Source organism: Parvimonas micra (assembly GCF_021300775.1).
GTDB lineage: Bacteria > Bacillota > Clostridia > Tissierellales > Peptoniphilaceae > Parvimonas.
Map to the genome: position 1 here is coordinate 343717 of NZ_JAJTJP010000001.1, position 18003 is coordinate 361719.

An 18003-nucleotide genomic window follows, 5' to 3' on the forward strand; every position below is an offset into this window, starting at 1 on the left:
AATTATGGATAAGAGAATTTTTGTAAAAAAAAGAGAAGGATTTAATAAAGAAGCTTTAGATCTTAAAGACAGTTTGAATTTAGAATATAAATTAGGTATCAAAAATCTTGAATTATATATAATCTATGATATTTATAATATAAATGAAAGAACTTATGAACTTGCAAAAGATTCTGTATTTTCAGAAGTTATGGTTGATGAAGTTTTTGATTCTATTACATTACAAGATGGAAAGTATTTTGCATATGAAACATTACCAGCTCAGTATGATCAAAGAGCAGATAGTGCTACTCAATGTGTATCTTTATTAGATAATAATTCAAAAATAATTGTAAGAAGCGGGAAACTAATAACTTTTGATAGAGCATTAAATGAAGAGGAATTGTCAAAAATTGAAAAATATTTAGTTAATCCAATTGAATCTAGAGTAAAAGATATGAATATATTGAATTTTTCAATGAATTCAGAAATGAAAAAAATGAAAGACTTATCACAATTTAATTCTTTGACAGAAAATGAATTGCTTTTATTAAAAAAAGAAATGTCTTTAGCTATGAATATAGAAGATTTACTATTTATTCAAGATTATTTCAAAAGTATAGGTAGAACACCTACTGAAACTGAAGTATATGTTCTAGATTGCTATTGGAGTGATCACTGTAGACATACAACATTTGAAACTGTATTAGATGATATAGAAATTAAATCCGAATTATTCCAAAAAGAAATGCAAAATGCTTTTGATATTTATTTAGAGATTAGAAAAGAATTAAATATAACTAAACCAATAACTTTAATGGATATGGCTAGTATATTTGGAAAATATCATAAAAGAATTTTAAATGATCAAAATATTGAAGTAAGTGAAGAAATAAATGCTTGTTCATTTTTTACAGATATTGAAAATAATGGAAAACTTGAAAAATGGTTAATTCAATTTAAAAATGAGACGCATAATCATCCAACAGAAATTGAGCCATTTGGTGGTGCTAGTACTTGTATTGGTGGCGCTATAAGAGACCCATTGTCAGGAAGAAGTTATGTTTATCAAGCTATGAGAATAACGGGATGTGGAAATATTTTACAGAGTAGAGAAGATACTTTAAATCACAAACTACCTCAAGTTGATATTTCAACAAAAGCTACAAATGGGTATTCATCATATGGTAATCAAATAGGGTTAGCAACAACATATGTAAAAGAACTTTATGATGATTCATATATTGCTAAACATATGGAAGTTGGTGCTGTAGTCGGAGCTGTAAAAGATGGAAATTTCAAGAGAGAAACTCCAGTGAAAGATGATATAGTTATTTTAATTGGTGGAAGAACAGGAAGAGATGGGATACAGGGAGCAAGTGGTTCTAGTTTAATTCATACTAATGATTCTCTTGAGACAGCATCTAGTCAAGTCCAAAAAGGTAATGCTATTGAAGAAAGAAAAATTCAAAGATTATTTAGAAAACCAGAAGTAACTAAGTTAATAAAAAAATGTAATGACTTTGGTGCTGGAGGAGTTTGTGTTGCAATAGGAGAATTATCAGAAGGAATTGAAATTCATTTAGATAAGGTATTATTAAAATATGATGGATTAAATCCTACAGAAATTGCAACTAGTGAATCACAAGAACGTATGGCTGTAGTAATTTCACCAAGTGATTACGATTTTTTCATAAAAGAATGTGAAAAAGAAAATATAGAACATTCAAAAGTTGCTATTATTACTGATAGAAGAAGACTTGAGATGTATTACTACGACGAAAAAGTTATGGACCTTAGTGCAGATTTTCTGTCTACAAGTGGAGTTAGACAACATTCAAAAGCTACATTATATGATAATAGTGGAGATAATCCTTTTGAAAATAAGGTTTTTACAAAGGAAAGTGTATTGAATGAATTATCTTATTTAAATGTTACTTGTCAAAAAGGTATTTCACAAAAATTTGATGCATCAATAGGTGCAACAACTGTTTTAATGCCTTTTTCAGGAAAAAATCAGTTAACTCCAGTTCAAGTAAGTGTTCAAGCACTACCAACTGTACATTCAACAAGCGATACTGCTACTGTTTTAAGTTATGGTTTTATCCCTAAAATTTCATATTATTCTCCATTCTTATCTGCGATTTATGCAGTTTTAGAATCTGTAGCTAAAATTTATGCTATTGGTGGAGAAAAAAGTAGTCTATATTTTTCTTTTCAAGAATATTTTGAAAAACTTGGAAAAGATGAAAAAAAATGGGGAAAAGTTACTCAAAGTTTACTAGGTACTATATATGCTCAAAAAGAGATAGGATGTCCTAGTATAGGTGGAAAAGATAGCATGTCAGGAACATTTAATGAATTAAATGTTGTTGAAACTTTAATTTCTTTTGCATGTGCACCTATTAAAATTAAGAATGTAATATCTCCAGAATTAAAATCAGTTGGAAATTATTTATATTATATTCCTGTAGAAAAAGATTTAAAAGGATATCCTAACATTAAAGATACATTAGATAATTATGAACTACTTAATAAGTATATAATTGAAGGAAAAGTTGTATCAGCATATGTTCAAGAAGAAGGAAGTATTGTAAGTTCATTAGTAAAAATGGCTGTAGGTAATGGATTAGGATTTACTGTTAATAAAGATAACATATTGAATTTTGATCCAGCTTCTATAGTAGTTGAATCTAGATTTGAGCTACCTTTTGAAAAGATTGGATATGTTAGCGAAAATATTAATATTAATAAAATAGATTTTACTTTTAATGAAATATATGATTCATATACTAAAAAATTAAATACAATTTATCCGTTATATCAAAATTTAGATGGGAAAAACTGTGAAAATATCAAAATTGAAAATTCAAAAAAATTATATTTTAAAGAATATGTAGACGATGTTAAAGTTTTGATACCTGTATTTCCTGGCACAAATTGCGAATATGATGTAGAAAAAGCATTTTTAGATGCTGGTGCTAAAACAAAAACAATTGTTTTTAGAAATAAGAAAGAAAATGATATAGAAAATTCTATAGAAGAATTGGTTGATAGTATTAAAGAATGTCATATTATTATGTTTCCTGGTGGTTTCTCAAGTGGAGATGAGCCAGATGGAAGCGCTAAGTTTATAGTAAATGTTTTAAAAAATGAAAAGGTAAAAAATGCAATTCATAAACATTTAGATGATAAAAAGTTAATACTTGGAATATGTAATGGATTTCAAGCTCTTATAAAGTCAGGATTAATTCCTTATGGAAGAATAAAAGCATTATCTAATGACGATTTGACATTATATAGAAATGATAGTTATCACCATATTTCAACAAGTGCAATAACTCGTGTTGCAAATGTAAATTCACCTTGGACTCAAGATTTTAAAATTGGAGACTTACATGAGATAATGTTTAGTCATGGTGAAGGTAAATTAGTTGGTAAAAATATTGATAAATTCAAACATTTATGTGCATTTCAATATTGTGATTTTGATGGTAATGCTACTTTAAATGGTAAATTTAATCCAAATGGATCCTTATATGCAATTGAAGGAATGATAAGTGAAGATGGTTTAGTTTTAGGAAAAATGGGTCATAGCGAAAGATATGGTTCTGAATTGTATAAAAATAGAATGATAAAAGATATACAAAACATTTTTAAAAATGGTGTAAATTATTTTAAAGGAGATAAATAGAATGAAACTTTTGTACGAAGGAAAAGCAAAGCAATTATATCAATGTGAAAATAATGATGAAGTTTATGTACACTATAAGAATAGTGCAACTGCATTCAATGGAGAAAAAAAAGAAGAATTTGATAAAAAAGGAATATTAAATAACACTATTACTTCGCTCATATTTGAATATTTAGAAAAAAACGGAATAGAAACTCATTTTATAAGAAAAGTGAATGAAACTGATCAAATTTGTAAACATGTAAAAATTATTCCCTTAGAAGTAATAACTAGAAATATTGTAGCTGGTTCTATGGCAAAAAAATATGGTTTGGAGGAAGGATTAAAATTAAAAAGACCGGTTTTTGAATTAAGTTATAAAAATGATGAACTAAACGATCCATTAATAAATGATGACCATACTTTGGCATTAGGCATTGTTACTGAAGAAGAACTATCTTATATAAAGAACGAAACTGCCAAAATTAATAAATTATTAAAAGAATTCTTTTTGAAAGCAGGGTTAATATTAGTTGATTTTAAAATAGAATTTGGAAAAACAAGTGATGGTAAAATTATTTTATCTGATGAAATTTCTCCTGATACATGTAGATTATGGGATATTAATACAATGGATAAACTTGATAAAGACCGTTTCCGTAGAGATATGGGTTCAGTTATGGATGCTTATGAAGAAGTTTTAAGGAGAATAACAAGTGCGTGGAATTAATGAAGAATGTGGAGTTTTTGGTGTATGGAATCACAAAGATGCTTCTAAATTAACTTATTTTGGACTTCATAGTTTACAACATAGAGGACAAGAAGGTGCAGGAATTATAAGCTCTGATGGAGAAAAATTATATAGCTATAGAAATCTAGGATTAGTATCTGAAGTTTTTAAGGATAAAGAGTTACTATATAATTTAGAGGGAACTTCTGCAATAGGTCATGTTAGATACGCAACTGCAGGAGATAATAGTGTTAGAAATGTACAACCTTTTTTGTTTGATTTTTATGATATGAGTATAGCTATATGCCATAATGGGAATTTAGTAAATGCTAAAAGTTTAAGAGTTGAATTGGAAAAACAAGGTGCAATATTTCATTCATCTTCTGATACAGAGGTTTTAATTCACTTAATTAGAAGAAGTGAAAAAAATAGTTTTGAAGATAAATTAAAGGAAAGCTTGAGTAGAATTAAGGGTGGTTTTACTTATTTAGTTCTACTTAAAGATACAATATATGGTGCAGTAGATCCAAATTCTTTAAGACCGTTAGTTATTGGAAAAACGCAAAATGGTACTTATGTTATGGCAAGTGAAACCTGTGCAATAGATAGTATAGGTGCTGAATTTGTGTGTAATGTTAAAGCTGGTCAATTAGCAATAATTGATAAAAATGGATTAAGAATTGAAAGTTATGTAACGCCTGATAGAATATCTATTGCAGCTATGGAATATGTTTATTTTGCAAGACCTGACTCTAATATAGCAGGAGTAAATGTTCATACAGCAAGAAAAAATACAGGTAGAACTTTAGCAAGAGAGTGTCCTGCAAATGCCGATATTGTTGTTGGAGTTCCTAATTCGTCACTATCTGCTGCTAGTGGATTTGCTGAAGAAAGTGGTTTGCCTTATGAAATGGGGTTAATAAAGAATCAGTATATAGCCAGAACTTTTATTCAACCAACTCAAGAATTAAGAGAACAAGGTGTAAGAATGAAATTATCAGCAGTTAAAGGTGTGGTTAATGGAAAAAGAGTTGTTATGGTTGATGATTCAATTGTTAGAGGAACAACTTGTAAAAGAATTGTCAAATTATTAAAAGATGCAGGTGCTACAGAAGTACATGTTAGAATCGCATCACCACCTTTTGCATTTCCTAGTTTTTATGGAATTGATATTTCTACTTCTAGTGAACTTATTGCTGCTAATAAAACTTTAGCAGAAATAAAAGAGATAATTGGAGCAGATTCTTTAGGATATTTAAGTGAACAAGGACTTGTTGATTCGATAGGATTAAAATTTGATGCTCCTTATAATGGTTTATGCATGGACTGCTTTAATGGTGATTATCCTGCTGGATTATTTGATTATGAAGAAGATTTTATGAATTCTTTAACAGATATACAAAAAAATATTTTAGAAAGAAAAAGTAAATAATATTAATGAGAGAAGGTAAAGTATGGTAAATATAGCTGTATTTATTTCTGGTAGTGGAACTAATTTACAAGCCATAATTGATGGTATTAAAGAAAAAAAAATTAACGGAAATATAAAGTTAGTTTTTTCGAATAGAAAAAATGCTTATGGCCTTGTAAGAGCTTTAAATGAAGGAATTGATACATTTTATTTGAATAGAAAGAATTTTAATAATGATGAAGACTATGATGAAAAAATAATAGAAGAGCTTGAAAAAAAGAATATAGATTTAATTGTTCTTGCAGGATATTTAAATATTTTATCTAAAAAAATAGTTTCAAAATACTCAAAACAAATAATTAACATTCATCCTTCATTAATACCTTCTTTTTGTGGAGATGGTTTTTATGGTGAAAATGTTCATAAAGCAGTGATAAATTCAGGGGTTAAATTTACCGGAGCTACAACACATTTTGTTGATGAAAATGTAGACACTGGATCAATAATAATGCAAGATGTTGTTTCAGTAAATATTAATGATGACTATGAAACTATAGCAAAAAAAGTATTAAAAATTGAACATATAATACTTGTAAATACCATAAAAGCATTTTGTGAAAATAGAATTATTTTTAATGAAAATAGAGCATTCATTGTGGAGGAATAAGATGTCAAAAAGAGCATTAATAAGTGTTTTTGAAAAAGATAACATTATAGAGTTTGCAGAGGAACTTGTTAAATTAGGTTGGGAAATAATTTCAACTGGAGGAACATATAAAATATTAAAAGAAAGTGGTTTGAGTGTTTTAGAAGTCGATGAAGTAACTAATTTCAAAGAAATTTTAAATGGTCGTGTAAAAACTCTACATCCTTATATTCATGGAGGTATTTTATATAGACGTAATGACAACGATCATGTTGAAACTGTAAAAAATCTTGGGATTTCTTCAATAGATATGGTTGTAAATAACCTATATCCTTTTGAAAAAGTTTTAAATAGTGAAAATAACACGCATGAAAATTTAATTGAAAATATTGATATTGGTGGACCTTCAATGATTAGAGCTGCTGCTAAAAATTATAATGATGTTTCAATTGTAGTTGATCCTAAAGATTATCCTGAAATTATAGAAAGACTTAAGAAAAACAAATTAGATAAGGACTTTAGATTGTATTTATCATGTAAGGCTTTTAATTATACTGCTTATTATGACGCATTAATTTCTTCATATTTTAATGATTTGTTAAATATTGATTTTCCAGAAAAACTTACAACAACTTATAAAAAAGTTGAAGATTTAAGATATGGAGAAAATCCACATCAAAAAGCATCTTTTTATGAAAAAGTTTATATTAAAGACGAAGAGAAAACAGATTTTAAACAATTACATGGAAAGGAACTATCTTATAACAACTTAACTGATATGTATTCAGCAATAAAAATTGTTAAAGAATTTGATGAACCATGTGTAGTCGCTGTTAAACATAATAATCCTTGTGGCCTAGCAATTGGAGAAAATATTGATGAAGCTTATGATAAGGCTTATGCATGTGATTCCGTTTCTATTTTTGGAGGAATTATTGCATTAAATAGAGAAGTAACAAAATGTATAGCTGAAAAAATAAATAACTTTTTTGTTGAAATTGTAATTGCAAATAAATTTTCTAAAGATGCTATTGAAATATTAACTCAGAAGAAAAATATTAGATTAATTGAAGTTTCTAATATATCTGAATTTAAAATTCCAAATATAATATCAAAAGAAGTTTTAAATGGCATTGTAGTTCAAGACTATGATAATACTTTATTTACTGAAGAATTAAAATTCGTTACTAAGAGAAAACCATTCGAAGAGGAATTAAAGAACTTAATTTTTGGCTTTAAAGCTTGTAAAACAGTTGCTTCAAATGGAATTGTTATTGTAAAAAATAATGCTACAATCGGAATAGGTCAAGGAGAAGTTAGACGTTCTTGGGCTGTAGAAGAAGGACTAGAAAGAGCAAAAGATAATCTAAAAGATGCAGTATTGGCATCAGATGCATTTTTCTTTGAGGATACAGTTGAATTATTAAGAGAGAATGGAATTAAAGCAGTAATTCAACCGGGGGGTTCTATAAAAGATGAGAACGTAATAAAATTATGTGATGAATACGGTATAGCAATGGTATTTACATCTACAAGGCATTTTAGACATTAGGAGGAAGTCATGAAAGTTTTAGTTATTGGTAATGGTGGAAGAGAAGATGCTATTTGTAAAAAAATATCTGAAAGTAATAAATGTACTGAACTCTTTTGTTCAAAAGGTAATGCAGGAACTCTTAGATATGCTAAAAATGTCGAATTAAATGCAAATGAAGAAATTTTTGAATTTTCAAAGAATAATGATATTGATTTAGTAGTTGTAGGACCGGAAGCTCCACTTTGTGAAGGTATTGTTGATTTGTTTAAAGGTAGTAATATAAGAGTTTTTGGAGCGGATAAAAAAAGTGCAAGACTTGAAGGTAGTAAAGATTTCGCAAAAGAATTTATGAAAAAATATGAAGTTCCAACTGCTAAATATGAAACTATTAGAACAATGGATGAAGGTTTAAAGGCCATAGAAAGATTTTCATATCCTATTGTAGTTAAGGCTGATGGTCTGTGTGCCGGTAAAGGAGTTAGAATTTGTAATACAAAAAATGAAGTATTAAATTACTTTAAAGAACTTTTTGAAGAAAAAGTTTTTGGCGATGAAGGTACGACTGTTGTAATTGAAGAATTTTTAAAAGGTAAAGAAGCTTCATTACTTTGCTTTGTATCTAAAGGAAATTTAATACCTATGGAGAGTGCAAGGGACTACAAAAGAATTTTTGATAATGATGAAGGTGAGAACACTGGAGGTGTAGGTTGCTATTCCCCAAGTGAGTTATTTACTGATGAATTGAAATTAAAAGTTGATAAAACTCTTAAAAAAATATCTTATGGTTTAAAAAATGAAAAATTAGAATATTCTGGTATTTTATTTATAGGATTCATGATTGATGATGAAGCAAAAGTTTTAGAATTCAATGTAAGATTTGGAGATCCAGAAACTGAAGTAGTACTACCTAGAATGGAAACTGATTTATTATTAGCAATAGAAAAATCTATTGATGGCACTCTTAACAGAGAAGACTTAAAATGGAAAAAAGAAAAATGTTTAACTGTAATTTTAACTTCAAAAGGCTATCCTAAAGCTTATGAAAAAGGAAAAATAATTACAGGTATAGATTTAGTTGATAAGGATATATATGTTTATCATAATAATACAAGATTAGAAGGAGATAATATTTTAACTGATGGTGGGAGGGTACTATCAGTAACATCTCTTGGAAGTAGTTATGATGATATAAGGAATAAAGTATATAAGAATATCGAATTAATATCTTTTGAAACTAAACAATATAGAAAAGATATTGGAAAAATTTAAAATAATAAAAATATATGTAGATTTTTATTTAAAAACTTTACATATATTTTTTTTTATGATATAATATATCGGTAAATCCTTGCTCGATAACAAGAGCCAGAGACCATAAGGAGGTGAATGTAATGAGAAAATACGAAGGAGTTTTTATTTTCAAACCAAATTTAGAGGAAGAAGTAAGAAATCAAGCATTTGATAGAATCAAAGCAGCTATTGAAGCAAATGGTACTATTACTGAAATTAATGAATGGGGAAATAGAAAACTTGCTTATGAAATTAATTATATTAAAGAAGGATACTATATTATAGTTAATTTTGAAGCTGCTGTTGAAGTAGTTGCAGAAGTAGAAAGAAGATCAAGAATATCTGATGCTATCATTAGATATATGGTTGTTAAGCAAGAAGCTTAGTGGAGGAACTTTATGAATAGTGTAATTTTAATAGGTAGATTAATTAAAGATCCAGAATTAAGATATACTCAAACATCTAGTAGCAGTTATGCTAGATTTACCATTGCAGTAGACAAAGGAATGTCTAAAGATAAGAAACAAGAATTAGAAGCAAAAGGACAACAAACAGCAGATTTTATTAATATTGTTGTTTGGGGTAAACAAGCTGAAAATTGCCAAAGATACTTACAAAAAGGTAGAAATGTTGCAATTCAAGGAAGACTTCAATCAGGAAGTTTCACTGCACAAGATGGAACTAGAAGATTTGTTACAGAAGTATGGGCTGAAAGAGTTCAGTTTATAGACTGGGGAGATAAAGCTCAAAAATCTGCTACGCCACAAGGATTTGGTTCATTTGATACAGGAATGGATGATGGATTCGATTTACCTTTTCAAGATGCATCAGATGAAGAAATTCCATTTTAATTATTAAAGGAGATAAAAATATGCAAAGAAAATTTAGACCTAGAAAAAAAGTTGTTGCATATTTCTCAGATAACAGTAAACCACTTGATTATAAAGATGTAAACACTCTAAAAAAATTTATTAGTGAAAGAGGTAAAATCTTACCTAGAAGAGTGACAGGTGCTACTGCTAAACAACAAAGAGAAATTACAGCAGCAATTAAAAAAGCAAGACAAGTTGCATTATTACCATATAGTGCAGAATAATTTGTTTATTATGGGGAGATGAAAATCTCCCTTTTTTAGTGAAATTATAAGTATTTTTAAGATTTATTTTTTACTATCTTTAATAGGTATTTCATTATTATACTTAACTTAAAAAAACAAAAGATTTAATATAATTGACTTTTAAAATTATTAATGATAAAATTAATATATTAAATAATTTATATATAGATGTTGTTTTTTATTGAAGAGGTGAGCTTATGAATAACAAATTATCTGTTAAAAATAATGTTGAAAAATTTAGAGTTGAAAAAGAATTTTCTCAAAGAGAATTAGCAAATTTAATAGGTGTTTCACCAGAAATAGTAGTTTCGATTGAAAACGGAAGTTTAATTCCTGATATAAGACTTGCTCTTACAATATCGACAGCATTGAATAAAAAATTTGGAGAAGTTTTCTTTTTTAATACAGATTGTAGAATATTTTAATTATAATACACCGATTAAGGTGTATTTTTTTAAAAAATCATTGACAAGTATACTTGTCAATAGTATAATATTGTTGACAATAAAACTTGGTATAAGGAGAATTTTATGAATAGAGAGGAAATACTTGAAAAAAATAAAAAGGATAATTGTATATTTGATGAGATGAATGTATATAATACTCGCGTTGAAAATGAAAATGCATATTTATGTTTAAAAATAATATTAATTATTTTATATATTACTTTTTCAGTACTAGAAAAGTTTTATACTTATTTAAATCCAACTAAATATTTATTTTCATTCCTTCTATTTTCTGGCTTAACTGTCGAAATGCTTACTAGATATAAATTTAATAAAAAAATATTAAATCTTATAATTAGTATATTTTTTATTATAATTATAGTTATATCTGTATGGAGATATTTTATAGAAATATGAGGTTTTTATGAATGAAGAGTTGATTTTAAAAAATAATTTAAAAATAGTTAGAATTGAAAAGGGATTTTCTCAGCAAAAATTAGCTGATTTAGTTGGAGTGTCTAGAAATACAATTAGTTCTATTGAAACTGGACAATTTAATCCAACTGCAAAATTAGCCCTTGTATTATGCATTGCATTGGAGAAAAATTTTGAAGATTTATTTTATTTTTAAAAGATATGTAAAGATTACATATCTTTTTTTATTTGTTTTTATACCTAGTTTTATGATACAATTAAAACAATATAGTTTAAGGAGATTTTATGAATCAAAAAGTTGTTACGGTTACTGTAAATATAGATATGGATGAAAAAACTTTAGATGATAAAGTTTATGAGCTTGAAAAATTAGTAGAAGCTCTAGATGGTGAAGTAGTTTTAAATTTAACTCAAAATAAATCTTATATAGATAAAGCTTATTATGTTGGAAGAGGAAAAGTTGATGAAATAAAAGAATATTGTGAAAAGCTAGAGGCAGAAATTGTTGTATTTAATAATGAACTAACAGGATCACAGGTAAAAAATCTCGAAGAGATTATTGGAGTTAGAGTTATTGATAGAACTAATTTAATATTAGATATATTCAGTGAAAGAGCAAGAACAAAAGAAGCTAAACTTCAAGTAAAACTTGCTAAACTAAAATATACTTTACCTAGATTATCTGCACTTAGAAGTGGATTTTCAAGACAACAAGGTGGAATTGGTGGTAAAGGTATTGGAGAACAACAAATAGAATTAGATAGAAGAACTATTAATAGAGAAATAGCTAATATAACATTACAACTTAAAGAAATTGAAAAAAATAGAAATGAGATTAGAAAAAAAAGAATTAATTCTAAAGATCCAATTATATCATTAGTTGGATATACAAATGCTGGAAAATCAACATTAATAAATAAATTAATATCATTTGGAAAAGATGAAAGTTCAGAAATAAAAGAGGTTTTTGTTAAAGATATGCTATTTGCAACATTGGATACATATGTAAGGGAAGGCAATTTAATTAACGGGTCAAAAGTTATGTATGTTGATACTGTAGGATTTGTATCGGATATACCTCATAATTTGGTAGAAAGTTTTAAAGGAACGTTAGAAGAAATTAAATACTCGGATTTAATTTTACATGTAATAGATATTTCAAATATTAATGTTGATGATCAAATTAGTATAACTAATGACATGATAAAAAAGCTTAATTGTGAAGATAAAAATATTATTTATGTTTTTAATAAAGTTGATAAATTACTTAATGAAGATATTAAACTGCATTATTCAAATATTGAAAATAAAATATTTATAAGTGCTAAAAATGACTTTGATATAAGTTTACTTTTAAAAGAAGTTGAAAAAAATTTATTTTCTTCTTTAATTCAAACAAAACTTTTAATACCATATGATAAGCAAAGTATAATAAGTACCATAATGAATGATTATATTCCTGAATTTGTTGAATATAAAGAAAATGGTACTTTGTTAAAAATATTATTAAAGTCTGATGATTATAATAAGTATAAAGGATATGAAATAAATGAAGAGTAATGAAAGTTTCTTAAGTATTCACTGTAATAGTTCGTATAGTTTTGTTATTAATAAATCTGAATTTATCGGACATGCTTTTTATGTTGAAACTGTTGATGAAGCAGAAAAGCATATTTTAGAAATTAGAGAAAAATATCATGATGCAACACATAATTGTTTTGCCTATATCATTGGAGAGGATAAATTAATACAAAAATATTCAGATGATGGTGAACCATCTGGAACTGCTGGAATTCCAATGTTAGAAGTTTTAAGAAAAAAAGATTTGACTAATTGTTTAGTAATATCCACAAGATATTTCGGAGGAATCTTACTAGGAGCTGGAGGATTGGTAAGAGCTTATACAAAATCTGTAGTAGGTGCTTTAGAAGAAGCAAAAATTGTTAAAAAAGAAGTATTTTATGATATTAATATAGTTATAGATTATATTTATTGGGGAAAAATAGAAAATTTTTTAAAAAAATTTGATTTGGAAATTTTAAATATTGAGTATTTAGATAAGGTAATTATCAATCTATCAGTAAAAAAAGATAAATTTAAGACTTTAGAAAAGATTATAATTAATGAAACTTCAGATAATTGTATTATTAATATAAATGGTTTTTGTAGAGGATCTGTATTTTTCGACTAACAATTTAAAAACAAGAATATAATTACTTATTAATAGGTTATATTTCTTGTATTAAAACTACTTTTATTGTATAATATTGAGTAATGAGAAAAAAATAAATTCTATTTTTAGGAGGGTTTGACTTGTCTGATAACAAAACAAATAACAGTATTGTAGTTATGAAAGGCATTACTAAAATTTTTGGAAAAAATAAAGTTTTAGATGAAGTGAATTTCGAATTAAAAAAAGGAGAAATTCACGCTCTATTAGGAGAAAATGGTGCTGGTAAAACTACTCTAATGAATATTCTTTATGGTTTGTATTCACCAAATTCAGGAGAAATATATATTAATTCTAATAAATATACACACATGACGCCAAAAATAGCGGTAGAAAGTGGAATAGGAATGGTTCATCAACATTTTATGCTTATAGAACCATTTAGTGTTATTCAAAATATAGTTTTGGGAACTGAAGATACTAAGGGACTATTTATTGATCTTGAAAAATCTAGAAAGAAAGTTCTTTCAATTATTGAAAAATATGGTTTTAGTATTGATTTAGATTCTAAAATACAAGATATAACTGTAGGTTCCCAACAAAAAGTTGAGATTTTAAAAGCTTTGTATAAAGGAGCTGAAATTATAATATTTGATGAACCAACAGCTGTTCTTACTCCTCAAGAAATTGATGAATTTATTAATATATGTAATAATTTAAAAAATGAAGGCAAATCTATAATAATTATTACACACAAACTTGATGAAATTAAAAAAATGGCAGACTATTGTACAATTATTCGTCGCGGTAAGTTTATTGATAAAGTAACAGTTGCAGAGTCATCTCAAAAAGAGCTTGCTGAAAAAATGGTAGGTAGAGAAGTAAACTTTAGTGTTAATAAAAAAGAAAATGAAGTAGGAGAAGTAGTTCTAGACGTTAAAGATATTAACGTTCTTAATAATAGAGATTTACCAGTATTGAATGGATTAAGTATTAATGTTAGAAAAGGTGAAATATTAGGTATCGCTGGGGTCGATGGTAACGGACAATCAGAATTGATAGAAGCTATTACAGGTCTAAGAAAAGTAGAATCTGGAAGTATTTCTATTTTAGGTAAAGATATTACAAATAAATCAGTTTATGAAATTATTGAAAGTGGTATAAGCACAATTCCTGAAGATAGACATAAGCATGGTTTAGTTTTAGATTTTTCAGTTTCAGAAAATATGATATTAGAAAAAAGAGGTAAGGCTCCTTTTTCAAAAAAAGGAATTTTAAATTTTAAAGAAATAGAGTCATATACTCAAAAAATGATTGATAAATTTGACATAAGACCAAATGATGTACATGCAACTGCTAGAGGACTATCCGGTGGTAATCAACAAAAAGTTATTTTAGCTAGAGAAATAGATAACAACCCAGATTTACTAATAGCTGCACAACCAACAAGAGGACTTGATGTTGGAGCTATTGAGATTATTCACAAATATATAGTAGAACAAAGGGATAAAGGAAAAGCAGTATTATTGATTTCTTTTGAATTAGATGAAGTTATGGACTTATCTGATAGAATAGCTGTAATTTATAAAGGAAAAATTGTTGGTGAAAAGGCATCAAAGGATGCAAATGATAAAGAATTAGGACTTATGATGGCAGGAGGTGTTATTAATAATGAAGAGTAGAAAAAAGATATTAATGCTTTTACTTTCAGTATTAATAGGTTTTGTTGTAGGTTCTATAGTTATATCAATAGCGGGATTTAATCCTATTAATTATTATAAAATAATGATAGAGACTACTTTTTCTAGACCGAAATTTTTTGCTAGAACTCTAGTAGACGCAGTTCCATTAATCATTGGTAGTATTGGTGTATCACTAGCATTTAAAACCGGTGCGTTTAATATAGGAGCAGAAGGGCAGTTTATTATTGGATCTTTAACTGCTGCGTTCTTCGGATACTTTTTAAAATTACCACCAATTATACATCCTATAGTTTGTATTATTTTAGCTGCACTAGCTGGTATGGCATGGGGTGGATTTGCAGGGTGGATTAAATCAAAATATGGTGTTCATGAAGTAATAACTACAATAATGTTGAACTGGATAGCATTATATTTTTCAAATTTAGTAGTTACTTTTGGAAAATTTTATAATGAAACAGGTCAAACATCAAAAGATATACAATCAACTGCTAGTATTAAAATATTTCAAGGATTAAAAGAGTCTTCTATTCCTTTTGTAAAAGATTTCTTTTCTGCTGATATAAATTTTGGTATTATTTTAGCTATTATTTTAGCGTTTTTAGTTTATTATTTATTAAATAGGACTTCAAAAGGATATGAATTAAAAGCAGTTGGGTTAAATCCGAATGCTGCTGAATTTGGTGGAATTAATGTTGGAAGTAATTTAATATTATCAATGGGTCTTTCAGGAGCGTTGTGTTCTATTGCTGGTGCGGTTAAAGTTTTAGGATTTGCCGGAAATGTTGCAAGACTAACTGTAGCAGAAGGCAATGGGTTTGATGCAATGTCTGTGGCACTTTTAGCAAATAGCCATCCTATTGGTTCTATATTCTCCGGATTTTTCTTTAGTGTAATAAAAAGAGGTGGATTTAGAGTTCAACAATTATTAGGAGTTCCATATGAAATAGTTCAAATTATAATAGGTATTATTGTATTATTTATTTCAATGCCTTTAGTTATAAAAATTATTTCAAGTAAATTTAAAAGAGTTGGAGGTAAAAAATAATGAATTTTTCAACAATAGCTTTATTTATTTCTGATACATTATTATTTGCAACTCCGTTATTATTTACTGCTTTAGGTGGAATGTTTACTGAAAAAGCAGGTGTTACAAATATTGGTTTGGAAGGAATGATGACAATAGGAGCATTTGCTGGAGCCACTGTAGGATATTTTACAAAGAGTGCTTTATTAGGCTTTATAGCAGGTGGTATTGCTGCTGCTTTAGTTGCACTTATTCATGCAATTGTATGTATTACTTTTGGTGCAGATCAAGTAGTTTCAGGAATCGCTATAAATTTTATTGGACCAGGGGTATCATTGTTTATTTGTTCACTTTTATTTGAAGGAGCTAAACAAACAATACCTGTTGCTGATGGTGAAGGTAAAATGATAAAAATATTTGATAACCTTACTGGTATACAATTTATAGACAAAATCTTAGGTCAATATATAACTACTTATATAGCACTAGGATTGGTTGTTTTAATTTCAATTTATTTATATAAAACAAAATTTGGATTAAGATTAATAGCTGTAGGAGAACATCCAAAAGCAGCAGAAACATTAAATGTTAATGTTTATTTATACAGATATTTTGCTGTTGTAATTTCTGGGTTACTAGCTGGTTTTGGTGGTGCTACTATGAGTTTAGCAACTGTTTCTAACTTTTCACAATCCTTAATTTCAGGTCATGGGTTTATTGCATTAGTAGCGGTAATTTTTGGTAAATGGAAACCTTATGGTGTATTAGGAGCGTGCTTATTTTTTGGTGCAGCTCAAGAATTAGCAATTCTATTACCTGGATTAAATATTAATATTCCTGAATCAATTTTACCAATGGTTCCATATATAAGTACGTTGTTAGTACTAATATTCTTTGTAGGAAAGTCTAAAGGACCATCTTCTGCAGGAGTACCATATATAAAATTGGAAGATTAATATATAAAGGCATACTTATTAGTATGTCTTTTTGTTGTGAAAATTTTAAATGTATTTTTAAATATATAAAATGGAGGATAATTATGATTACAATAAAAAGCAAACAAGAGATTGAAGGGATGAAAAAATCTGGTGAAATTATTTCAAAAATCCATATTGGGCTAAGAGATTTTATTAAACCAGGAATTACTACTTTAGATATTGATAAATTTTGTCATGATTTTATGCTTAAAAATGGAGCAAAACCAAAACAAATTGGTTATCATGGATATCCATATGCAACTTGTACTTCAGTTAATGATGTAATTTGTCATGGACTTCCAAGTAAGCAAATATTAAAATCTGGAGATTTAGTAACTGTTGATATGGTTGTAGATTTAAATGGATACTTATCTGATAGTGCATGGAGCTATGCAGTTGGAGAAGTATCTGACGAAGTAAAAAATCTTATGGATGTTACTAAGGAATCTATGTATAAAGGAATAGAAGCTGCAGTTATTGGAAATAGAATAGTAGATATTGGAAAAGCTATACAAAGTTTTGTTGAACCAAAAGGTTATTCTATCGTTAGAGATTTTTGCGGACATGGTATAGGTGTAGAAATGCATGAAGATCCACAAGTTCCTCATTATATTACATCTACTAGAGGAGTTAGACTTGTAGAGGGTATGGTAATAACAGTAGAACCAATGATTAATACTGGAGATTGGAGATGTACTATTGACGATGATGGTTGGACAGCTAGAACTATAGATGGTGGACTTTCTTGTCAATATGAGCATACATTTGTAATTACAAAAGATGGACCATTGATATTAACAGATCAATCACTTTATGAATAATTATTTGAATATTATTTATTGATTTTTTTATAAAATAGGAGTATAAT

General features: G+C 27.5%; 18 protein-coding genes. All 18 read left to right on the forward strand.

All coding sequences use genetic code 11. The features are described 5' to 3' along the window. Nucleotides 1-4: 4 nt before the first annotated feature. The 18 genes from LW893_RS01765 (at nucleotide 5) to map (ending at nucleotide 17956) form a co-directional block, all read left to right on the forward strand. Nucleotides 5-3673, forward strand: a complete 3669-nt coding sequence (locus tag LW893_RS01765) for a phosphoribosylformylglycinamidine synthase (RefSeq protein ID WP_233055509.1) — start codon at nucleotides 5-7, stop codon at nucleotides 3671-3673. A gap of 1 nt (nucleotide 3674) precedes the next feature. Further along, nucleotides 3675-4382, forward strand: coding sequence for a phosphoribosylaminoimidazolesuccinocarboxamide synthase (gene purC / locus LW893_RS01770; protein ID WP_269836879.1), 708 nt, complete (start codon nucleotides 3675-3677; stop codon nucleotides 4380-4382). After that, nucleotides 4369-5814: an amidophosphoribosyltransferase gene (purF, locus tag LW893_RS01775; protein ID WP_233055510.1), complete on the forward strand. Its 1446-nt coding sequence runs from the start codon at nucleotides 4369-4371 to the stop codon at nucleotides 5812-5814. The genes purC and purF overlap by 14 nt, the downstream gene beginning before the upstream one ends. 22 nt (nucleotides 5815-5836) lie before the next feature. Continuing rightward, nucleotides 5837-6460, forward strand: a complete 624-nt coding sequence (gene purN / locus LW893_RS01780; RefSeq protein ID WP_233055511.1) for a phosphoribosylglycinamide formyltransferase — start codon at nucleotides 5837-5839, stop codon at nucleotides 6458-6460. Nucleotide 6461: 1 nt separating this feature from the next. Then, on the forward strand, nucleotides 6462-7991 hold the full coding sequence (gene purH / locus LW893_RS01785; RefSeq protein ID WP_233055512.1) for a bifunctional phosphoribosylaminoimidazolecarboxamide formyltransferase/IMP cyclohydrolase: 1530 nt from the start codon (nucleotides 6462-6464) through the stop codon (nucleotides 7989-7991). Nucleotides 7992-8000: 9 nt separating this feature from the next. Further along, nucleotides 8001-9242, forward strand: coding sequence for a phosphoribosylamine--glycine ligase (purD, locus tag LW893_RS01790; protein ID WP_233055513.1), 1242 nt, complete (start codon nucleotides 8001-8003; stop codon nucleotides 9240-9242). Nucleotides 9243-9364: 122 nt separating this feature from the next. After that, nucleotides 9365-9649 carry a 30S ribosomal protein S6 gene (rpsF, locus tag LW893_RS01795; RefSeq protein ID WP_233055514.1) on the forward strand — a complete coding sequence of 95 codons (285 nt, stop codon included), beginning with the start codon at nucleotides 9365-9367 and terminating at the stop codon, nucleotides 9647-9649. Nucleotides 9650-9661: 12 nt separating this feature from the next. Then, complete coding sequence (locus tag LW893_RS01800) at nucleotides 9662-10114, forward strand: single-stranded DNA-binding protein (RefSeq protein WP_233055515.1); 453 nt, start codon at nucleotides 9662-9664, stop codon at nucleotides 10112-10114. Between the two features lie 20 nt (nucleotides 10115-10134). Then, nucleotides 10135-10359 carry a 30S ribosomal protein S18 gene (gene rpsR / locus LW893_RS01805; RefSeq protein ID WP_004833472.1) on the forward strand — a complete coding sequence of 75 codons (225 nt, stop codon included), beginning with the start codon at nucleotides 10135-10137 and terminating at the stop codon, nucleotides 10357-10359. A gap of 218 nt (nucleotides 10360-10577) precedes the next feature. Beyond that, entirely contained in the window at nucleotides 10578-10805 is a 228-nt protein-coding gene (locus LW893_RS01810) for a helix-turn-helix transcriptional regulator (protein WP_233055516.1), read from the forward strand. A 105-nt stretch (nucleotides 10806-10910) separates the two neighbouring features. Beyond that, the gene (locus tag LW893_RS01815) at nucleotides 10911-11243 is read left to right on the forward strand and encodes a DUF6442 family protein (protein ID WP_233055517.1); all 333 of its coding nucleotides are present in this window, start codon (nucleotides 10911-10913) and stop codon (nucleotides 11241-11243) included. A 7-nt stretch (nucleotides 11244-11250) separates the two neighbouring features. Next, nucleotides 11251-11457 carry a helix-turn-helix transcriptional regulator gene (locus LW893_RS01820; RefSeq protein WP_233055518.1) on the forward strand — a complete coding sequence of 69 codons (207 nt, stop codon included), beginning with the start codon at nucleotides 11251-11253 and terminating at the stop codon, nucleotides 11455-11457. An 89-nt stretch (nucleotides 11458-11546) separates the two neighbouring features. After that, complete coding sequence (hflX, locus tag LW893_RS01825) at nucleotides 11547-12821, forward strand: GTPase HflX (protein WP_233055519.1); 1275 nt, start codon at nucleotides 11547-11549, stop codon at nucleotides 12819-12821. Then, entirely contained in the window at nucleotides 12811-13452 is a 642-nt protein-coding gene (locus tag LW893_RS01830; RefSeq protein ID WP_233055520.1) for a YigZ family protein, read from the forward strand. The genes hflX and LW893_RS01830 overlap by 11 nt, the downstream gene beginning before the upstream one ends. A gap of 122 nt (nucleotides 13453-13574) precedes the next feature. Further along, nucleotides 13575-15113: an ABC transporter ATP-binding protein gene (locus LW893_RS01835; RefSeq protein ID WP_269836880.1), complete on the forward strand. Its 1539-nt coding sequence runs from the start codon at nucleotides 13575-13577 to the stop codon at nucleotides 15111-15113. Continuing rightward, the gene (locus tag LW893_RS01840; RefSeq protein ID WP_233055521.1) at nucleotides 15103-16179 is read left to right on the forward strand and encodes an ABC transporter permease; all 1077 of its coding nucleotides are present in this window, start codon (nucleotides 15103-15105) and stop codon (nucleotides 16177-16179) included. The genes LW893_RS01835 and LW893_RS01840 overlap by 11 nt, the downstream gene beginning before the upstream one ends. Then, a complete protein-coding gene (locus tag LW893_RS01845) occupies nucleotides 16179-17114 on the forward strand; it encodes an ABC transporter permease (RefSeq protein ID WP_233055522.1) in 936 nt (311 codons plus the stop codon). The genes LW893_RS01840 and LW893_RS01845 overlap by 1 nt, the downstream gene beginning before the upstream one ends. Before the next feature lie 83 nt (nucleotides 17115-17197). After that, on the forward strand, nucleotides 17198-17956 hold the full coding sequence (map, locus tag LW893_RS01850) for a type I methionyl aminopeptidase (protein ID WP_233055523.1): 759 nt from the start codon (nucleotides 17198-17200) through the stop codon (nucleotides 17954-17956). Nucleotides 17957-18003 lie beyond the last annotated feature (47 nt).